Source organism: Enterococcus sp. C74, assembly GCF_040887125.1.
Taxonomy (GTDB): Bacteria; Bacillota; Bacilli; order Lactobacillales; family Enterococcaceae; genus Enterococcus_B; species Enterococcus_B hirae.
In genome coordinates, this window is sequence record NZ_JBFOFA010000013.1 from 35,821 (window position 1) to 53,161 (window position 17,341).

Consider the following 17,341-nt stretch of genomic DNA (forward strand, 5'->3'; position numbering starts at 1 on the left):
ATTATCTGGAGAACATTTTCACGTTATTAAATGTGCGATTAATTATAATTGTTTATATTTAAGAGGTATACTTTCAGGGGACGCACATTTAATAAATAAAGCTGTAGCTACATACAGGATTCATTCGAAGAAATATTTCAAAAGAAAAATTTAGTAATAAGTTTATGGACAGGTGTTTAAATGGAAAAAATCTATTTATAATTATGCTATAAATAATTTTTAATTGGAATATGGTAAGCGATTGTTTAATTTTTTAATTAAATATGTCTACTTATTATTTTAATAGTTTTTCTAACTATAAATCGGTAAATTTACTTCGCATATTAAGGTGGGTTACATTAAAAGGATAGAGAATTCGTACTCATTTTTTATCAGTTTATTAAGAAGAAGTAAAATAAGTTTGGAGGGATAAAGTGAAAAGTAATTTAAAAACTAATTTTATATATAATTCTGCATATCAGATGTTGTCTATGATAGTTCCACTTGTGACTACTCCTTATATTTCTAGAGTTTTAGGTGCAGATGGAGTTGGAATTTACTCTTATAATTATTCGATTGCGGCCTATTTCGTTATGTTTATTCTTCTTGGTCTAAATAATTATGGTAATCGAGAAATAGCAATAGAAAGAAGCTGTAAAGAAAAAGTATCACGAAAATTTTGGTCAATATATTCATTACAAATACTTCTAGGAATATTTATAAATTTGTTATATTTTTTTTATTGCATTTTTATTGCTACGAATCAAGTAGTAGCGCTGACATTATTATTTTATACTTTATCAGGGATATTTGATATAAACTGGTTTTTCTTTGGGATGGAAGAATTTCGTATTACAGTTATTAGAAATACATTAGTAAAAATTCTTAGTACCGTAGCTATTTTTCTTTTTGTTAAAAAACCGAGTGATATAAATATATATACATTAATCTTATCACTTAGTTTCTTAGTTAGCCAAATCTTATTATGGCCATATTTGATAAAAAAAGTATATTTTTATAAGCCAAAGCTTTCAGAAGTAGTATCTCATATAAAGCCAAATCTATTTCTGTTTCTTACTGTAGTAGCTGTAAGTATTTATAGGACAATGGATAAGATTATGCTAGGATATTTAACTGATAATTTACAAGTTGGGTATTTTGAATCTTCAGAAAAAATTATTCAAGTTCCTATGCTCCTAATTACTTCATTAGGAATGATTATGCTACCTAGAATGAGCAATCTCGCAAACAATAAGAAAAGTATTGAAAGTAAAAAGTTAATAAACAAAAGTATTCTATTTGCAATGTTCCTATCCTCTTCTTTATGTTTTGGAATAATGGGGGTAGCAAGTGAATTTGTTCCTCTTTTTTTTGGTAAAGGTTTTGAAACTTGTATTTATTTATTTTGGATTCTGTTACCTAGTTGTCTTTTTTTAGCATTTGCTAATGTTGTACGAACTCAGTATGTTATTCCCAATAAATTGGACCAAATTTATGTGAAATCTGTTTTTATCGGTGCAATAGTTAATTTTTTATCTAATTCGTTACTTATTAAAAATTATTATTCTATTGGAGCTGCAATAGGCACATTATTAGCAGAAATAGCTGTGTGTGTATATATAAGCTATAAGATAAGAAATGATTTAGACATATCTTACATGGTATGGATTTCTGTACCTTTTATTATTTCTGGGATAATAATGTTCAGTGTATTATTAAATGTTAAATTACCCTTTGAAAGTTTAAGCTCCATAATGCTAGGGAAAATTTTGATAGGCGTTCCAATTTACATGGGTTCATTATTATTACAAATAATAATAATAAAATTAACAAAAAAAATTGTTTAATTTTTCCAATATAGAAGGCTTCTATATTGTTTATTGCTTCTTTATAAATATATCTAATAGAAGTTATGCTTCTATTATTTTTGGATGGGATAGGTTCTACTGGTGTATTTTTATTGATTTAAAAAATAGAAGATATATCATGATTACTCTGTACTAAATGTCTATTTAAAAGGGAAATGTTTAACTAAAAACATTTAGATCAAATTTGTTTGATCTATCGTAGCATACTTTACTATTCATCTAAAGAATGAATGTATTCATTGCCACGCCTCTCTTCGTAGGTGGTCAATCAATGACTTAACTTATCTAGATGGAAGAAAAGATGTTGTCAACAATAGAATCTTTTTACAACCTTTATTGCCAATACCTTGATCTCTGAAAAACATTATTTTATTAGTTAAAATGTTCCGGTTGTCTGCCTTCGCTCATTAAAAAGAACAAACTAATGATTAAAATTGCCGGCAAAAAAACATTTCTATTTCTTCGGTTTATTGAATCAGGAAAAATTTTTATCGTCCATTGAATCCTTTGAAACAAAGCTTGCCAAAAATCTTATGTTTCGATGAATTTAGCCTGTTCGTAGTGTGTCTAGCTCCATGAGCTTCATCCTGATGGACGGTGACACCTATGAACTACTGGATATTTTAGAAAATCGACGATTTCCCTGTCTAGAATGTTACTTTATGCGCTTCTCATCAGAGGTTCGAGAGGCGATTAAATTAATGTGTGCACCTCTTATGTTTCCTTAGTGAAAAAACAGTTTCTAACCGTGAAACTGATCATTGAACGATTCCACATTGTCCAGCATATCGGTAGAACATTTCGCAATCAACGAATCAAAGAAACGAATTCATTGCCTAAACGTTGATCTTCTTTCCAAAAAAGTATAGGGTGAAAGCTGAAAAGTTACTGGAAGCTTCTACAAAAAGAAGAGGAGAAACTGGATTATATCAAATGCCTTTGGCGAATCTATTTAAAGATTATTTAACTGAGAATGAAATAGTGGATCGCTTTCTCAGAGACTGTCCTAGTCTACGCACTAGTTATCAACTCTATCAAAACTTACTTTATGCAGTTAAAAAACGTGAAATCGAAACGTTTAAGAATATTTGAATGTGGAAAAAATAGACCTTCTTAAGATCTATAATACGACTTTGAAAACTTTCAAAGATTTTCTTCCACAAATTGAGAACGCTCTAGGTTTTAACTACTCAAATGGTCCTTTGGAGTGTTTGAATAATCATATCGAGGTATTAAAACGAAATGCCTATGAGTTTCGAAGCTTTTATAACTTTAAATTGCGAATCATGATTCGATATGTGAAAGCATTGCTCATAAAATAAAAAATGACCAGAAAGAAAAAATTTCTTTCTGGTCAAAATCATTCTAGGATATCTCTTCACCAACATCATTTGACAAAGAGCCTAAGAATTATAGTATCAAAATAGATCACTATATTAATCTCGTTGAAATAAATCTCTAGTGTATACTTTTTCTTTTACATCATTAAGAATACTATCATATCGATTAGCAATAATACTATGACTTATGCTTTTAAATTTTTCTAAATCATTTATTACTTTTGAACCAAAAAATGTACTACCATCTTTAAGTGTTGGCTCGTAAATTATCACAGTGGCTCCCTTTGCCTTGATTCTTTTCATAATACCTTGAATAGAAGATTGACGGAAGTTATCCGAATTACTTTTCATTGTAAGCCTATAGACTCCAATAATCACTTCTTTTTCTAGAGACAAATCGAAAGTATTGTCATCATCGTAAGAATAATATCCAGTTTTTTGAAGCACGCGGTCTGCTATAAAGTCTTTTCTTGTTCGGTTACTATCGACAATTGCACTCATCATATTTTGAGGTATATCGTTATAGTTAGTTAGAAGTTGCTTTGTGTCTTTTGGTAAACAATAGCCACCGTATCCAAAAGAGGGATTATTGTAATGAGTGCCAATTCTTGGATCGAGACATACTCCATTGATAATATCTTTGGTATTTAATTCTTTCATTTCTGCATAAGTATCAAGTTCATTGAAGTAAGATACTCGAAGTGCAAGGTAAGTATTAGCGAATAATTTAACTGCCTCAGCTTCTGTGAATCCCATGAAAAGAGTTTCGATATCTTTTTTGATTGCTCCTTCTTGGAGTAAATCTGCAAAAGTATGAGAGGCTTCTAGTAAAGTTTTGTCATTTTGGTCCGTGCCAACAATAATTCGCGAAGGGTATAGATTGTCATATAATGCCTTAGATTCTCTGAGAAATTCTGGACTGAATAGAATATTTTTAGTATTGTATTTTTCACGAATGCTTTCGGTATAGCCTACAGGTACCGTCGATTTGATAACCATTATTGCTTTTGGATTGACTGCTAATACCAATTCAATTACTGATTCTACAGCAGAAGTGTCAAAATAATTTTGTTTACTATCATAATTTGTTGGGGCAGCAATGACAACAAAATCAGCTTTTTTATAAGCGGTTGCTCCATCTGTCGTTGCAATTAAATTAAGATTTTTTTCAGCTAGATATTTTTCAATGTAATCGTCTTGTATTGGCGATTTCTTATTATTGATTTGTTTTACTTTTTCAGGAATAATGTCTACTGCTGTTACCTGATTGTGCTGAGCAAGAAGAATAGCAATGGAAAGACCTACATAACCAGTACCAGCTACAGCAATATTCTTCGACTGATGTTTTGTTCTGTTTGATTTATTTGATTCATTTATAAATAGATCTGTTGGTTCAAAATTTAGAACTTCGGCTAATGATTCTAATTGTTGTATTGAAGGGATAAAATCGAGAGATTCTAATCGACTAATTAAGGCGCGGTTGATACCAGTAGCTACTGCAAGTTTTTGTTGTGTCATTTTTAGAGATTTTCTAGAATCAATAATGATTTGAGCTAAACGTTTTTGAGATAACTTTTTCATGATATACTCCTTTTTGTTACTATTAATAACAAATGATTTTTTCTTCTATAACAGAATAGCTTATTATTAATAAATATGTCAATTTTTTTATTGATTAAAAAGATATTTTTTAGTTTTAAGTATTTTCACTTATTTTTTTGTTACTTAAAGTAACCTTGTAGATTGTGAATAACCTTATACATAAAAAGTTTCCGTGAGTCCCTACAATATAAAGAATAAAAAAATGTGATGTTTTAAACTGTAACCAACCACAATAAACTGCTTCTCAATTCTCCCCCATACGCAATACATAGGCGTCAAGCAGAATTCTCGCGATGATCTGGAGAGACAAACGTGACCGTACTTCATAATCAGGGAAATAAGAACCTTCTGATTTGAAACCTACGAGATTGATCTCGCAATAGTCTTTCAGTGTAGAGGAATGATTGGCTGTAACTAGAATTGAACCAATCTCTGCATCATAGCAATTCTTTGCGGCAGTGACGAGTTCTTTTGTCTCGCCGTTCAAAGAAACAAAAATAACGCTGTCTTTCTTAGTTAGTTTTCGACTGATGCTTTTGATAATCTCTGGATCAGTATGCATTTGACAATTTTTTCCTGTTAATTGAAGTTTTACCAGCATTTCTTGGCCAATCATTTCTGAAAATCCTCGGGCAAAGACAAAAACCCGGTCAGCAAATTTGATTATTTGTATCGCATCCTCAATATTTCCGATTTCCAACATATTGATCGTACGTACCACTTCTTGTTCATTTTTTAGAATGGCTCGGCGGATGCCTTTGTCTACTTTATCTAAGAAAGAAAAATTGATGTTCTTGTTTTCTCCTTCTTTTAGATGATACTTAAACGAAGTAAACCCTTCATAGCCTTTCTTTTTCATTGTCCGCACAATGGTGGCTGTTGAGACATTTGCTTGTTCACTTAGATTCACAATGGAGTAGTTAGGGATCTCTAGGATATGGTGTTCGATAAAGTTCCAGAGGTACTGTTCTGTTTCACTTAATTTGTGATCCATATTCTTTCCTTCTTTCACCAAAAGTTAGTTAAAAAATAGGCTCTTTGTCAAATGATGTTGGTAAAGAGAAATCTTAGAATAATTAGGACAGAAAGAAAACTTCTGGTTCTTTTTCAATAAGGACTGATGAGTGGTATAAAATCAAAATTGAGTCAGAAGGAACCTCATTCTGCCCCAGTTTTGATTTTTTATAATTTTTACTTTATAAGATTCTATTTTTTAAGCTGGAGTCGTTTCGGAAACAATCCAAGAAATAGTATCTGAATAATTTTTGCTTAAATCAATTGGAGGGTTTGTATTACCAGGTATTGGAGAACAAAAAAGTATATAGCGTGATAACGGTGATTTTGTGTTTCCTTAAGCTGATTAAGTAAATGTAATTTTTTTAAGATCAGTTGCTTCAGCAGCATTATTTTTCATTTTATCAGTTAAAGCAGTAGGTTCTGCAGCACCTTGTTCCGTTTATTCACTATATAACCATGTCCAATCCTTACCATCAGAAGTTTTGACTAGCATATATCCATCGCTATCTACATATTGAGGAGTATCGTTGACACTGAAGGTACGATCCTTAGAAGAATCTTCAAAAGATTTACCATCTGCATCTACAATTGCTAGTTGTCCCATACCATACTTAAATGTGACATTATCAGATTTATCTTCCTTTGTTTCATTGATTGTTGCAGGAACAGAGATTCCCCAATCTTTTGGTTGAGGGGCGGTACCTGTATAAGAAACTACTGTATTACCCTCTTTTGTAGTGTCCGCATGTACGGGCCAATTATGAAATTCTTAAAGCAGAGATCCCCATAATTGCTGCTGCTCCTAATGTGATCATTTTACTGTTCATACATTTATTCTCCTTTTTTAAGGAAGAAAAATTAATCATGTTAAATAACTTTTTTACAGATGAGAAAAAATATTTTCAGTTTTTTGAAGAGAAATATTAGAACTGCTATTTTCATAAGAATTATTCACCAATTGCTTAAAGAATGGAAGAAATATGTGAAGAGATCAAAAAAATTCATAGTATGGAAAGCATATACAAATTTTTTATTACAAATATTACCTAAAAAAACTAGAGATATTTATTTAAAAAAGTTCAACTTTTCTAAAAATTATTGGTTAAATAAAGGTGGTTCATTACCTTTAGATGTTGTGGAAGAATTGAAAAATTTTGATGTTTCATTTGTAGATTTAGGCAAACCAAATAATAATAGAAAGTATAAAACTGAATATTACTGGATTAAATTTTATGATTGTCTTGATGAGGTACCGGTTAAACATTTTCGATTGATTCCATCGTATAAAAGAATGTGTATTGAAATTCTAAAAAATGAGACATCCTGTCGATATATTTTTTTCTCAAACAAAGGATGAATTACAAAAGAAAGAAGAAACAATAAAATTATGGAAAACAGAAGAAATTTATAAGTCCTGTTTATAAAGTGTGTAGAATTCAGATAAATAAAATACGAGCAAATGATTATAATTCTAATAATGTAGCTCCTACGGAACTAAAATTATTAGAAAAATCAATTTTAGCAGATGGTTGTACAATGCAATTGTCTGTTATTATGTAAATGAAAAGAATTACTATGAAATTATTGATGGTTATCATAGATATTTAGTAATGAAAAAGTTAAAAGAGATTGCAGAAAGAGAAGAAAATCATTTGCCAGTAGTTATCATTGATAAACCAATAGTCGATAGAATTGCCAGTACAATTCGCCATAATCGAGCAAGAGGTAGATCATATGGTAGAAATTATTCAAAAGTTAGTAGGATCAGTAGTAAGTGATCAATGGATTATATAACAAACTTGGGTATGGACAAAGACGAGCTATTGAGGTTGAAGCAGATTAGCGGATTAGTTTCTTTGTTTGCAAAGGAAGATTTTTCTGAAGCATGGGAAGAGATATAATTATTTACCTTAATTTAAATTTAGGCAGAAGTTGCTGCCATCCATTCTTAAGTTAAGTAATGAAATATTTGATGATGTTAAAGATACTTTTGAAAGAATTTTAGAATTGTACCATTGGAGATTCTGAGAAGAATACAAACCCAAGTATATAGAAAATTATAGTTTTCTATATACTTGGGATTTTTACAAGTTATATCTGGATCAATAAGAACCATGGAGTATTTAATTGTAATGGTCCACCAATATGTGGAGAAATATACTAAACTGAAATTTTCAGTTATGGTATAATGTTTATGCTGTCTGCTACCCCGGCCTATTCTGGCAAGGGGAGGAGGTTGTATAATGAATTACCTTTTCGATATGTTTTTTGCAATTGTAGCAGAAGTAATCGCGCATTACATCTGTAAATGGCTTGATTGCAAAATTATTGCCAAAAAAGACAGTAAGCCTACCCGTTAATCTGAAAAGAACGTAAAAGAAAACCACTAGCCCGCCAGCTAGTGGTTTTTGGTGTATAATGAATTATCTTTTCGTTAAAACAATTATACCATATCTATTAATAATTACAATCAATTAAATACAATAGATAAAGTTTGTTTTTTGCAATTGCGGCAGAAGTAGCAGCCCCTACATCTGTAAATAGCTTGATTGCAGAATTGTCAAAAAAGACAGTAAGCCTACCCGTTGATCTGAAAAGAACGTAAAAGAAAGCCACTGGCCCGACCGCTAGTGGCCTTCGGTCGTAATATGAACCTGTTTTTGATAATTTTATCATAGCATATATTCTGTTAATTGTAATCAGGCAAATACTTGTTTGTAAACTTACAAATAAGTGCAATTTTCAAGTCTACTCTTTTAAATAGCTATAGCAAAACAAGTTAATAAATTACCCCTTAACATCTGCTTAGATTTTTAGGCTAAATTATGTGTTCTTTGGTTATTGCTGCTCCCCTTCTTACTCTCTTAAACACTTAACTAGTTACATTCACTTATTTTCAATTATTTAATTATATAGAAAGATTGTTCTTTCTATATAATTAATATAAAAAAACTCTAAAAGATTTTTTTGGAGGGTCAATCTTATTTAGATAAATTCAACTTTTAATTCTTTTCCCATAGCATGAGCAATTGCTGATAGCTTCTCAAAAGATACGTTATCCCCACGTTCAATTCGAGCGATAGTTGCTTGAGTGGTCTCTGCACGTTCAGCTAGCTCAACTTGTGTTAGTCCCGCCTCTTCTCTTGCTTTATATAGTGCTATAGCAGTTTGCAGTTTCTCCCCTTCACTCTGATAAGCTTCTGCAAAGGCGGTATCTTTTTTCATATCTTTAATTAAATCATCTATCTTCATTTTCAAACCATTCCTTTCTTAATTCCTTTGCATGATATATTTCTTTTTTGGGCGTTTTTTCTGACTTTTTTGTAAAGCCATGTGTGATTACATATCGCCCATTTTCAACATGAAAATATAACCCTCTTTGAATATTTGAACCAACTTTACTTCTCAATTCATATAAATTGGTATCTATTTTTTTAACCCATTTTAAACGTTGTGCGACTAACAGGCCATTTACTTCTGTTTCTTTGATAGTTCTTAATAATTTTGCACGATCTTTAATAGGCAAAGCGGTAACCCACTCTAAAAATTCATCATGTCCATTTGGTCGTTTATAAGTTTCGAATTCTATCTTATCCATGCACTTATTATATCATATATTTTATTTATTTCAATTTTTGTGTATAAATTAATTGACAAGCAGCTCTCGAATTGGTATAGTCCAATTGTAGAGTTACTTCTCTCCCCTACTATTTGAAAGGATGAATATAATGAAAAATACGGAAATATATATAAAAATAGATGAAATATTGCTTCATATGCCAGCTTATATAAAAGATTTTGTTCAGGAACGTGAGAATAAAGATCAATCTCCTCGTACAACGCTAGAATACTTGAAAAATTATAAACTCTTTTATAATTGGTTATTGGGCGAAGCTATTGTTGCTGATACTTCCATCGCATCAATAAAGCAATTAACAGCCTATGATTTAAATCTATATAAGTCCCGCTTGAAGCGTCGCGCAAAAGAAAATGTCAAAAAAGAATCCACTAAATCTCAACTTGAAGACAATAATAACTTGGGCTTATCGATCCCTACTATTAACCGAAACATCACGGCACTAAAAGTTTTGTTTAAGTACCTTTCTACGAGCTCGAATAATCCTTTAGGAAAGCCATATTTAGAAAAAAATCCTATGGACCAAGTATCTACTATTGCAGATAAAACAACTTTAGCTGCACGTGCAAATGCTATAGAGAAAAAATTATTTTTAGAAGATGATACGCAAAACTATTTGGATTATATCGCAGTGGATTATAAGAACACTTTGAGTAAAAGAGCGTTAGTTTATTATCAAAGAGATATTGAAAGAGATCTTGCCATAAATGCTCTTATTTTAGGGTCTGGATTGAGATTATCAGAAGTTGTAAATATTAATTTGGAAGATCTATCTTTAGAGAAGAACAATGTCGTAGTGACTAGAAAAGGAAATAAAAGAGATGCTGTGAATATAGCAGCTTTTGCTATGGAATACATAGCAAATTATTTAGCCATTCGAAAAGAACGGTATAAAGCTTCAGACGATGAAAAAGCCTTTTTCCTAACAATCTATCAAGGAGAAGCAAAACGAATCTCAGGGATTGCTATAGAAAGAATGGTAGCAAAATATTCGAAAGGCTTCAGGGTCCAAGTCAGTCCCCACAAACTACGTCATACGTTGGCCACTAGACTCTATCAACAAACCAATTCTTTAGTACTTACGGCACAACAATTAGGACACTCTAGTACTAATACAACAACTTTATATACCCATATAGACAACGCAGCTACGATTGATGCTTTGAACGCTTTATAGATGTAGTAAACAAGTATAATAATGAAGCTTCCCTCTAAAATTAGACAAAAACCTAACTTTAGAGACAAGCTTCACTACCGTTTTTATATTACTAAACTACCAGTTGCCAATCAGAATAACTGATATAAAATCTCTTAAATAAAGCTTGAAAAATCAAGAAAAAAATTGTGATTGTTAAAATACTATGCAATTAATAAACCAGTCCACAATACTAACATAATAAAAGGAGAAGTATTCTTATTTCCCTCAACAATAAATGAAGACTTTTTTATTGTTAATAGTTTATTTTTCGATTATTGGATATGAGACTCGCATTCAGAAACCATAGAAAAAAATGTATATGTTTTAAATATTAAGATGAGCGTTATAACTTGTGACTGTAAGTTATTTGTTATTTAAAGTTAGGGACAGTGCCAATTGTTTTAATTTCAAAGGCTTTTTTTATATCTTCTAAATTAGAAGATATTTGTTTATCAATATGGACTATATTACCTTTTTTATATTTTCTTATATTATCTTTAGCTAAAACATTAAATACATATCCTTGAAATTGTATCGAGTTAGCAGGATTTAATTTAAATTGAGGAACTTTCACCACAGCTGATTCAAAACATTTGTCACACTTTTTTATTTTTTTACCTTTGTAAAAATATTCGATTGAATAATCTATTTGACACGACTCATTTGGTAGGATATGTATGTCAATGTTTTTCATCTGTTTCATAGGTATTTCAAAATCCAAAGTATTAAAAACATATAATTCTCTGTAATTATTTACATCTAACTCTACTAAATTTGTCTTTGGAACAATAGAACCTCCGCCCATTCCTCCATAATAATCATTATCAACTACAATATTTTGTTCTATCTCTGGTATTCTATTATAAATGTTACTAAACGTTTTAAATACTTCCAAAAATTCAGTTATCTTCATTCATCTTACCTTCTAAGTTTTCATTATAGTTATTTAATTATACACGAAAAAACTAATATCTAAATTATCCTCCCAATTTAAATCCACGCAACGAAGCACCTATCTCATCTTCGGTAATTCCGATATATCTTTTTGTAATTGCTTGAGAACTGTGATTGAAAATGAACATTAAGGTAGCAATATCTTTCGTTCTCTTATAATAATGATACCCGAAAGTTTTTCGTAAAGTGTGTGTCCCTATATCTGTTCTTTCTAGCTTCTTGGCTACATCAGCATAGATTTGATACACGCGATCTCTAGTGATATGCCCTCCCTGCTGCCTGCTTGGAAACAACCATTCATGATCTTCTTTTCCTTCAGTGTAAATTGAAATTTCTTCTCTTAAATTATCTATAAAAATTGGCTTTCTCTTCCCTGTTTTTTGTTCGACAATTACAGGCTTATCTATTCCACAAATGTCCCCTACCCTAAGTTTTATAATATCAGACATTCGCAAACCATTATTTATCCCAAATAGAAACAAAAAGCTATCACGTTCAGCGTAAGTTGTTCTTCGTAGCCAGAATTGAAAATCTTGAATCTCTTCCATCGTTCGCAGCGGTTGAACATTATAGTTCAAATTGTTCACCTTCTTAAAAATATTCTGAGTTCTTTATTTTAGTTATATATTAACATAATCATAAACTGATAGATACTAAGATTTAAAAGTCAATAAAATCAATGAGATGAGTTTATGATTTTATATCATTTCAGTAACTCAGAATATTCTGGAAATAACAAACAAAAAAAGTGTTTTTTGCTTAGGAGCATTCTGAGCGCGTTTCAGTTTTTTTGTTGAAGGATTACCCAAATAAGGCCTTAAAATGTACGCAGATAAATTGGGATTTTAGTCAGCATTCTAATGGTTAAATTAGCCATTTTTTGTGGAGTAAATATATAAGTAAATTTTGTCATAATTACAAAATATAGGCTAGTTTCCTACTTATAGATCAGTTTATATAGTATCAATCAAGCTATTTTGATATTTAAGTAATCCAATAAAAAGGTAATAACATACTACCTTAATCTGTAATTGAGGTAGTATGTTATGTTGATTTAGAATCCAATTCGTCATAATATATTTGAAAAAATGGAGACTAAGGAATACTGCTATATTTTAAATATTATGGAAAATGAATAATATACTACTTTAATTAATAAACTACTACCCTAATTGTGAATTAAAGTAGTAGTTTATTAGTGTCCATAGTATAATTTTAATTATTGAGGCTGAAAATCAAACAGCTTTTTTAGCTATCCCTATAAGTTTTTACCAGGTACATTAATAGCAATGTTGGTAGCATTAAATATTTAAAGAGGTAGAGGATATTAAGTTATATACCATATAAAAGATCATATGTAATGATACTTCTAAATATGTATAAAGTACTACCCTAATTTGTAATTAAGGTAGTACTTTATCAATGTTTATAGTTCATCCCCCAACTATCATGTAGGAATGTTTCAGTCTCTTGTTCTATTTCTTCTACTGTGCGAATGATAGTACCATCTGTGTCTATTTCAGGAATTGTAGGTTTCTTTTTTCTAAATAATTCAATATCACGCATAACATTATTAAAAAGATCTTGTTTATCTTCTTGAGTCAAATGCTGCTTGATATACTCATCAAGTGCTTTTCTTAATAACTCATCCCTAGTAAGATTTGTTTCATATTTTTCGACCATTACTCTAGAGGTGGCGTTCAGTAGTGGTGATAGCTTCAGGGGCATTTGGGCAGAAAAAGAACGATCAAATTTTCTTATGGGAGCCCCTACCCCTTTTGACTTCTTAGGAGGAACTGTTTTTTTTGTTGGCCTTTTTGGTGATTGAACAGAATCTGTAACATTAACTTTTTGAGCTTCAGTAGTTTCTTTACTAGTAACAATGGCACTTTCACCAGCAGTTATTGAATCAACGGAAATTTTTTTCGATTCTTTTCTTGCAGCATTTCCAGCTCGTATTTTATTTAAACCTTTATTTGGCTTAAAGATACCTAGATCTTTTATATCAGCCATTGGATCCCCCTCCTACTCGTACCAAGTTTCATGTTCAACAAGTTCATCATATATATTGATAAAAAGTTCATGAGAACGTCTATCCCACTGTTTTAGCTTACCAGCTTTAGTCAATTCCATAGTTATTCCTGATCCATCATAACGTTTTAATCTTGCATTTTTAAGTACTACATTTTTCAATAGATGATCGCCGTAAATTTTTTGAGCCTCTGCATACATTTCTTGATCTACGGCATCTCCACTCTCAAGCATAAAAGGAATGACTCCAGCAACCTTTAAAGTTGTATCAAATTCATCAACAAAGAAGTCCATGTATTCTAAGTATTGCATAGCATTTCGCATAGATTTTACTTGTGTTTGCAAAACAACAATCGCGAAATCAGCTATATACATTGCGGATTTACTATAAACAGAAATTGAAGGTGGTACGTCCAGATAAATCACGTCAAATTCTTCTAATAAAGGTGCCAATCTTTTTTCCATGTAAAGAAGTTTATCTGAAGAATCTGAAAACTGGTCTTTGATCCAATCATCGTAAAGTTCAAAACTCATATCAGCTGGTAATATATATAGATTATCTACTACTTTATATACAGCTTTTTCTGGATCAACACGAGTATCATTGACTACTACCTTATCCCAGTTGACTTTCCCATTTTTTTCCAATCCTAGTTCTAGAGGAGGCGTTCCAACAAGAACGTCAGTAATTGTATATTGATAATCTAACGGTTCACCATCTCCACCACCATCTTCAACTGGAAAATTCATATGGGTTAAACTCATAACATCTGAAGTATTCCCTTGCATATCTAAATCGATGATCAATGTTTTTTGTTTTTTTGCCACGGCAGATTCAAAACCTAACATTTGGGCGCAAGTGCTTTTTCCAACGCCACCTTTAAAGTTACCAATTACAAATTTTTTGGACAATCTCTATCACTCCTTTATCTATTATATACTACCTTTTTTAATATGATAACATACTACTTTAATTAAATCTATAAAATATAATATATACTACCTTATTATTTTTAAATTATAAAATATATAAAGAAAGCTTATTTCAAGACATAAATACGTAATGATTTAATAAATAAAGGTCATAAATAATAGTAATTATTTTTATCTACTACTTCAAAAAAGTATATTATATACTACCTTTTTAACTTTTTTTGGAATTAAATAATCAGTTATACTTTAATGAATTAATAAAAAGCATATGTTTCCTAAAATGATAAATATATATCAAGTATGTTATAATCTTTTGTCGCCTATCCTACAGTTTTGCGACTGAATGGAGGTGTAACTTGTGCTTAAAAATATCATTTGTCCTTTTCTTGTAGGGTTGTTAGTAGTAACATACGATTATTGACTGAGTAATCGTAACAAGAAGTAAAGCAACAAAAGGCGACATCAGATCACAAAAAAGGCCCCTAGAGAATCCTACTTCTCTAGGGGCTTCGTGTAACTTGTGCTTGTATCATTAGTGAGTTTATTGTACCACATACTAATAAAGTTAGCTAATTTTATTAGCTAACACAAATTCTATTAAAAACGGAGCTTAATTAGATACACGTTTTATGTATCCTATATTTTTTTATTTTTGACCTCTTAAACATTAAAAGTATATTTCCGAGGCCCCGTGCTGCAAAATGTATAGATAAAAATTGACATTCTATTGCTAAAGTGATAGTAGTATCAAAGTAATAAACGACTAGTGTAATTTTTCATAAATATCTATTATATACTACCTTAAGATCTTTAATTGAATACTACCTAATATTTACAAAAAATTCTTTGGTAGTAATTAATTTTGTTTCTTACTAAATAAAGGTAGTAATTAATGCTTATTAAAGGTAGTACATTATTGAACATTATTTTCATTATAGTAGTATATAATAGATTAAATTAGTAGTTCGTAATTATAATAAAGGTAGTACGTAATAGGAAATAAAGGTAGTATATTATACTATTATTAAAGGTAGTACTTAATTGTAAAAATAGGATTTTATTTATTAACTACAAAAAACAAGTAGCTACATTATATATGTAACCGCATTATTTAGAAAATATATGGGAAACATATGTAAAAAAATAAATACATACTAATTTAATGAATAGGAGAATTAAATTAGTATGTATTATGTATTTAAAGTAGTAGATAATTGCTATTTGAACATATTTTGGTAGTAGATATTTCATTATAAAGGTAGTACATAATTAATTTAATTTGTTAGAAAGGGTAGTACATTAATGTATATAAAGGTAGTAACTAATATATAAATAGAATTAATTAAGGTAGTAACTATTTTTTTTGAGAAGAAAAATACTTGTACATAATGTTATCTTCCTCTATTCTTAATATAAATATAAAAAGAAAATTGATATGTGGTTAAGAAGAATAACTTGCTATCGGTCAAGAAAAAGCTTTTTGACAAAAAAATAAAAGAATATATTGAGCTATTTAGATGAAACAAATTTATTAGATAGTCAAAAAAAACAAAGGCACTCAAAAAACTATTTACAAAGCATTATAACAAGTGCTATCGTTATAAATAGGAACAATTATAAAAAACAAAAAAAGAGACGGAAATAATTGACTTTGGTCGGATCAATTATTTCTGAATCACATGAACAGTACTCATGTGTTCGTGCTCGTCTCAATAAATAATTAAGTGGTCTCGCAAACCACTTAGTTGTTTTCTAAATGTGCTTAAAGTATAGCACATTTAGTTCGAGCAGTTCAATAGATAAAGCAATATTTTTCTAGGTTTTTCTAGGAATTTAAGCCGAATATTGGAAGAGAACACAGAACAATTTTTAAAATTGGCATGTGTTCTCTTTTTCAATACAATTCGGAGGAAATTTTGCTATGGTAAACTTAGATCAATGCTATACGGCTTTATTGAAACAAGGCATTCGTACATACAAATATCGAAACAGCACCATGAAGCCTGTCGGGTATGAGAATACCAGCAGGAATGGTGCAATCTTTGCGTACCGCAGTAAACAATTGATGAACGCAGGGCGTGGCATGGTTATTACGTCTGAAGAAGCGATTTTAGAAAATGAGTCTAAACTGACCCATTGGACACCAAATGTTTATCGCTATGGGACTTATGCAGACGAAAATCGTTCAGTTGTCAAAGGACACTCAGAAAAGAATTTAAGTCAAATCAATACTTTTGTGGTAGATATCGATTCAAAAGAAAATCACCAGGGAGAGATTTTCTTAGCTTGTGTGGATGAACTAGGATATATGCCAACGATGATTTTAGAATCGGATCATGGCTATCAAGTTTACTTTGTGTTAAAAACACCTGCTTATGTGACGAAAAAGAGTAATTTCAAAGTAATTGAAGTGGCAAAACGTATTTCTACAACGATTCGGACACAATTAGCTAACCAATTACCAGGTATCGATGTAGGTTGTAACCATTTTGGGATTGCTCGATTCCCAAACCAACAAAATATCGTTTTTTGTGAGTTAGAAAATCAATATTCTTTCTCTGATTGGTTAAATTGGTCAATGAAAAGGGCATCTAACCAAAAAACTGAAGCAGAAATAAGTGCGAAATTGATTGTTTTTCCTGAGAAAAAAGAGTATCGGCAAGTCGATGAGCCTTGGTTTGATTTGTTGCTACGAAAAGCAAATATTATCGGGGGAGAAGGTCGTTTAGGACGAAATAACGTGATTTTTACACTCTCTTTGGCTTATTATTCTTCTGGTTAT

The 17,341-nt window shown here is 30.6% G+C and carries 15 protein-coding genes and 2 pseudogenes; 9 read left to right on the forward strand and 8 right to left on the reverse strand.

From position 1 onward, the window contains the following. Positions 1–413: 413 nt before the first annotated feature. The 4 genes from AB3H93_RS13070 (at position 414) to AB3H93_RS13085 (ending at position 3,169) form a co-directional block, all read left to right on the forward strand. The gene (locus AB3H93_RS13070; protein ID WP_010738100.1) at positions 414–1,826 is read left to right on the forward strand and encodes a flippase; all 1,413 of its coding nucleotides are present in this window, start codon (positions 414–416) and stop codon (positions 1,824–1,826) included. Between the two features lie 769 nt (positions 1,827–2,595). Next, positions 2,596–2,694 carry a hypothetical protein gene (locus AB3H93_RS13075; protein ID WP_263854360.1) on the forward strand — a complete coding sequence of 33 codons (99 nt, stop codon included), beginning with the start codon at positions 2,596–2,598 and terminating at the stop codon, positions 2,692–2,694. A gap of 23 nt (positions 2,695–2,717) precedes the next feature. Then, the gene (locus AB3H93_RS13080; RefSeq protein ID WP_025479000.1) at positions 2,718–2,939 is read left to right on the forward strand and encodes a hypothetical protein; all 222 of its coding nucleotides are present in this window, start codon (positions 2,718–2,720) and stop codon (positions 2,937–2,939) included. A gap of 2 nt (positions 2,940–2,941) precedes the next feature. Further along, on the forward strand, positions 2,942–3,169 hold the full coding sequence (locus AB3H93_RS13085; protein ID WP_169301969.1) for a transposase: 228 nt from the start codon (positions 2,942–2,944) through the stop codon (positions 3,167–3,169). Between the two features lie 114 nt (positions 3,170–3,283). Here AB3H93_RS13085 and AB3H93_RS13090 read toward each other — a convergent pair whose 3' ends face one another. Together AB3H93_RS13090 and AB3H93_RS13095 are read right to left on the reverse strand one after the other, a co-directional pair. Then, positions 3,284–4,768, reverse strand: a complete 1,485-nt coding sequence (locus AB3H93_RS13090) for a nucleotide sugar dehydrogenase (protein WP_181916668.1) — start codon at positions 4,766–4,768, stop codon at positions 3,284–3,286. Between the two features lie 265 nt (positions 4,769–5,033). Further along, positions 5,034–5,783, reverse strand: a complete 750-nt coding sequence (locus AB3H93_RS13095; protein ID WP_136771189.1) for a MurR/RpiR family transcriptional regulator — start codon at positions 5,781–5,783, stop codon at positions 5,034–5,036. Positions 5,784–6,333: 550 nt separating this feature from the next. Here AB3H93_RS13095 and AB3H93_RS13100 point away from each other — a divergent pair. The 3 genes and pseudogenes from AB3H93_RS13100 to AB3H93_RS13110 all read left to right on the forward strand — a co-directional run bounded on the left by AB3H93_RS13100 (position 6,334) and on the right by AB3H93_RS13110 (position 7,707). After that, positions 6,334–6,498: a hypothetical protein gene (locus AB3H93_RS13100; RefSeq protein ID WP_154650183.1), complete on the forward strand. Its 165-nt coding sequence runs from the start codon at positions 6,334–6,336 to the stop codon at positions 6,496–6,498. A 290-nt stretch (positions 6,499–6,788) separates the two neighbouring features. Then, complete coding sequence (locus AB3H93_RS13105; protein ID WP_368020673.1) at positions 6,789–7,163, forward strand: DUF3440 domain-containing protein; 375 nt, start codon at positions 6,789–6,791, stop codon at positions 7,161–7,163. Between the two features lie 50 nt (positions 7,164–7,213). Further along, a pseudogene (locus AB3H93_RS13110) lies at positions 7,214–7,707 on the forward strand (IbrB-like domain-containing protein). A gap of 1,084 nt (positions 7,708–8,791) precedes the next feature. On the opposite strand, the gene AB3H93_RS13115 reads toward AB3H93_RS13110, so the two are convergent. Next, positions 8,792–9,058 (reverse strand): helix-turn-helix domain-containing protein, encoded by a 267-nt coding sequence (locus AB3H93_RS13115; RefSeq protein WP_010738094.1) that lies wholly within the window; start codon positions 9,056–9,058, stop codon positions 8,792–8,794. Further along, entirely contained in the window at positions 9,045–9,404 is a 360-nt protein-coding gene (locus tag AB3H93_RS13120; protein ID WP_368020674.1) for a type II toxin-antitoxin system RelE/ParE family toxin, read from the reverse strand. The genes AB3H93_RS13115 and AB3H93_RS13120 overlap by 14 nt, the downstream gene beginning before the upstream one ends. Positions 9,405–9,534: 130 nt before the next feature. On the opposite strand from AB3H93_RS13120, the gene xerS reads away from it, so the two are divergent. Next, entirely contained in the window at positions 9,535–10,620 is a 1,086-nt protein-coding gene (gene xerS / locus AB3H93_RS13125; protein ID WP_136771190.1) for a tyrosine recombinase XerS, read from the forward strand. A gap of 391 nt (positions 10,621–11,011) precedes the next feature. On the opposite strand, the gene AB3H93_RS13130 is transcribed toward xerS, so the two are convergent. From AB3H93_RS13130 to AB3H93_RS13145, 4 genes are all read right to left on the reverse strand, one after another. Further along, the gene (locus AB3H93_RS13130; RefSeq protein ID WP_010738091.1) at positions 11,012–11,554 is read right to left on the reverse strand and encodes a hypothetical protein; all 543 of its coding nucleotides are present in this window, start codon (positions 11,552–11,554) and stop codon (positions 11,012–11,014) included. A gap of 64 nt (positions 11,555–11,618) precedes the next feature. Beyond that, a complete protein-coding gene (locus AB3H93_RS13135) occupies positions 11,619–12,173 on the reverse strand; it encodes a tyrosine-type recombinase/integrase (RefSeq protein WP_010738090.1) in 555 nt (184 codons plus the stop codon). 841 nt (positions 12,174–13,014) lie between these two features. Beyond that, positions 13,015–13,608 carry a hypothetical protein gene (locus tag AB3H93_RS13140; RefSeq protein ID WP_010738089.1) on the reverse strand — a complete coding sequence of 198 codons (594 nt, stop codon included), beginning with the start codon at positions 13,606–13,608 and terminating at the stop codon, positions 13,015–13,017. A 12-nt stretch (positions 13,609–13,620) separates the two neighbouring features. Beyond that, positions 13,621–14,538, reverse strand: coding sequence for a ParA family protein (locus AB3H93_RS13145; RefSeq protein WP_010738088.1), 918 nt, complete (start codon positions 14,536–14,538; stop codon positions 13,621–13,623). A gap of 2,017 nt (positions 14,539–16,555) precedes the next feature. Here AB3H93_RS13145 and AB3H93_RS13150 point away from each other — a divergent pair. Continuing rightward, positions 16,556–17,341, forward strand: a pseudogene (locus tag AB3H93_RS13150) (replication protein RepR); the annotation flags it as partial.